The organism is Ilumatobacter sp., assembly GCF_049588435.1.
In the GTDB taxonomy this organism is placed as follows: Bacteria; Actinomycetota; Acidimicrobiia; order Acidimicrobiales; family Ilumatobacteraceae; genus Ilumatobacter_A.
Window position 1 is genome coordinate 1 of the sequence record NZ_JBAVYV010000438.1, and the last position, 2,271, is coordinate 2,271.

General features: G+C 67.6%; 2 protein-coding genes and 2 pseudogenes. 1 reads left to right on the forward strand and 3 read right to left on the reverse strand.

What is annotated here, in order from left to right; translation table 11 throughout:
• Nucleotides 1-699 (reverse strand): annotated as a pseudogene (locus tag WBV89_RS16775) (hypothetical protein); the annotation flags it as partial.
• A 58-nt stretch (nt 700-757) separates the two neighbouring features.
• Between WBV89_RS16775 and WBV89_RS16780 the strand changes: the two are divergent.
• On the forward strand, nt 758-1,579 hold the full coding sequence (locus tag WBV89_RS16780; RefSeq protein WP_423982490.1) for an ABC transporter ATP-binding protein: 822 nt from the start codon (nt 758-760) through the stop codon (nt 1,577-1,579).
• 47 nt (nt 1,580-1,626) lie between these two features.
• Here the strand turns inward: WBV89_RS16780 and WBV89_RS16785 are convergent, their stop codons facing one another.
• Together WBV89_RS16785 and WBV89_RS16790 are read right to left on the reverse strand one after the other, a co-directional pair.
• On the reverse strand, nt 1,627-2,073 hold the full coding sequence (locus WBV89_RS16785) for an SRPBCC family protein (RefSeq protein ID WP_423982491.1): 447 nt from the start codon (nt 2,071-2,073) through the stop codon (nt 1,627-1,629).
• A gap of 5 nt (nt 2,074-2,078) precedes the next feature.
• Nucleotides 2,079-2,271, reverse strand: a pseudogene (locus WBV89_RS16790) (hypothetical protein); the annotation flags it as partial.

Here is a 2,271-nt window from a genome sequence, read left to right on the forward strand (position 1 = left end):
GGCCTGTTGTTGTTGCTCGAGCGCCGCCTGTTCGGCGGCCTCCGCCGCGAGCTTCGCGGCGAGCTGTGCTTCGAGCGCCTTGCGGACCGCTTCGTCCTCGAGCCGCTGCGCCTCGACCACTTGCAGACGCTCCACCTCGGCCAGCGCCACCTCCTCGAGCCGGACGTACTCCGCACGCTCAGCCTCGAGTTCAGCTTGACGTTCGGTGACCTCGTCCTGCGTCTCGGCCAGATCGGTGGCGGCCGCGTCGTACTCGTCGAGGCTGTCCGCTCCCGTGTTGGTCAAGATGTCGGTGAACACCTGAGCCTGCACCTGGTCTTGAGGTCCGGAGACGTCGGTCAGGAGCGGAATCCCGATCGTCCCGCTCTTGACGAAGCGATCGAGTGCCAGCACTTCGACCTCGCCACGCAGTTCGTCGACGGTTTCCTGCAGCTGAGCTTCTTCCTCCTCGAGGTCGGCGAGGTCGCCCTCGAGGCCATCGATCGTCGATTCGGCCTCGAAGAAGGCATCGGCAGCGGCGTTCGCCCGATCGCGGGCTTCCTGGATCTCGCGCGCCGCCTTCTCCGCCGGGCCTTCGCTCTGCGCTGAGGCCGCACTCGGCAGGAGGCTGGATGCCATGACGGCAACGAGCGCCCCCGCGACGCCGCGCCGCCACCGCACATTGAGCCGTGGCGCGCCTGGTTCGTCCGATCTGCGCATCGGAGGGACTCTATCGGTCGTTGCAATTGTGTTACGTTCGAGCCTCAACAGTTTCTCGATGCCGTCCGGTCCTGATTCGCTGCCCCAGGTGTCTCACCCTCCGTCACTGCGCGTTCAGAACATCGTGTTGCGACGCGACGGCGTCACGATCCTCGACGACGTTTCATTGCGCGTCGAGGCCGACGAGCGCTGGGTGATCCTCGGCGCCAACGGGTGTGGCAAGACGTCGCTGATGCGGGTGATGGCGATGTACGACCACCCGAGCAGCGGAACGGTCGAGGTCTTGGGGGAACGACTCGGTCGGACCGACGTGCGCGAGCTGCGGCGGCGCATCGGGTACATGTCGGCGGCGCTCGGTGACCAACTCCGTCAGGATCTGGTCGGGCACGACATCGTCCGCACGGCCCGTCACGCTGCCCTCGAACCGTGGTGGCACCGCTACGAACCCGAGGACGATCGCCGCGCCGATGAATGTCTCGCCGAACTCGGTGTCGGCCATCTCCGGTCCCGGAGGTTCGGAACCATGTCGTCGGGCGAACGCCAGCGCGTGCTGCTCGCGAGAACGCTCATGAACGATCCCGCCGTGATCCTGTTGGACGAGCCGTCCGCGCGCCTGGATCTCGGCGGTCGCGAGCAACTCGTCCGGACTCTGTCGGAACTCGCGAGCAACCCGTCGGCTCCTCCGATCGCGATCGTCACCCATCACGTCGACGAGATCCCGAGCGGGATCACACATGCGGCGCTCATGAAGGCGGGGACGATCGTCCAGCGAGGACCGATCGACGACGTACTGAGCGGTGAATCACTGAGCGCCTGCTTCGACACGCCGCTGCGCCTCGAACGTCGCGCCGACGGGCGCTACGCGGCCTGGGGTGTCTGAGCCGTCATCGACCACCTGCATCGACCTGCATCGATGCTCATCGACCCTCAGGTGACCAACTCGAGCAGCGCGCTGCTCCCGCGTCGGACCTGGTCGTCGAGCACCCGCTCGAGGACCGCTCCCGCCCACAGTGCTCCGGCGTATGTGAGGGTCATCCGCAGCGTCGTCACGACCGGATCCTCCGCGCAGTCGGTGAGTTCGGCGCGCAGGACCCAGGGCGAATGCTCGCGCCCATCGTCCTCGCTCCGTTCGAACACGGCGAGCTCGTCGACCCGATACTCGCTCCGGCGCATCCGCAGCCGTTTCGACCGAGCGAACGGTCCGACCTTCGCACGAAGCTCGACGGACCAGATCGGATCGTCGCCGGGCAGCCCGTCCAGTCGCTCGACGTCGTGGATCAATGGCATCCACGCCGGGTAGGCGTCGAGATCACCCACGTGGCAGAACAGCGTGGAGCGGTCCACCGGGGCCGCGAGTTCGCGCACGACCTCCATCGCGATCAGTGCGGTCGATCGTCGCCACGGAACGCCCGCGACAACAGCGGACTGCGAGCGGCGAGCAGGCCATCGAGATCATCGGCGGCGTCGAAGGACGGCGCCCACCGCTCGACATCGCCGTCCGCGGCTGCGACCACGGAGGCGTCGATCGGTCGGGATTCGGGTGCCGGTGCGGGCTCAGGCGCGGGTGCGGGC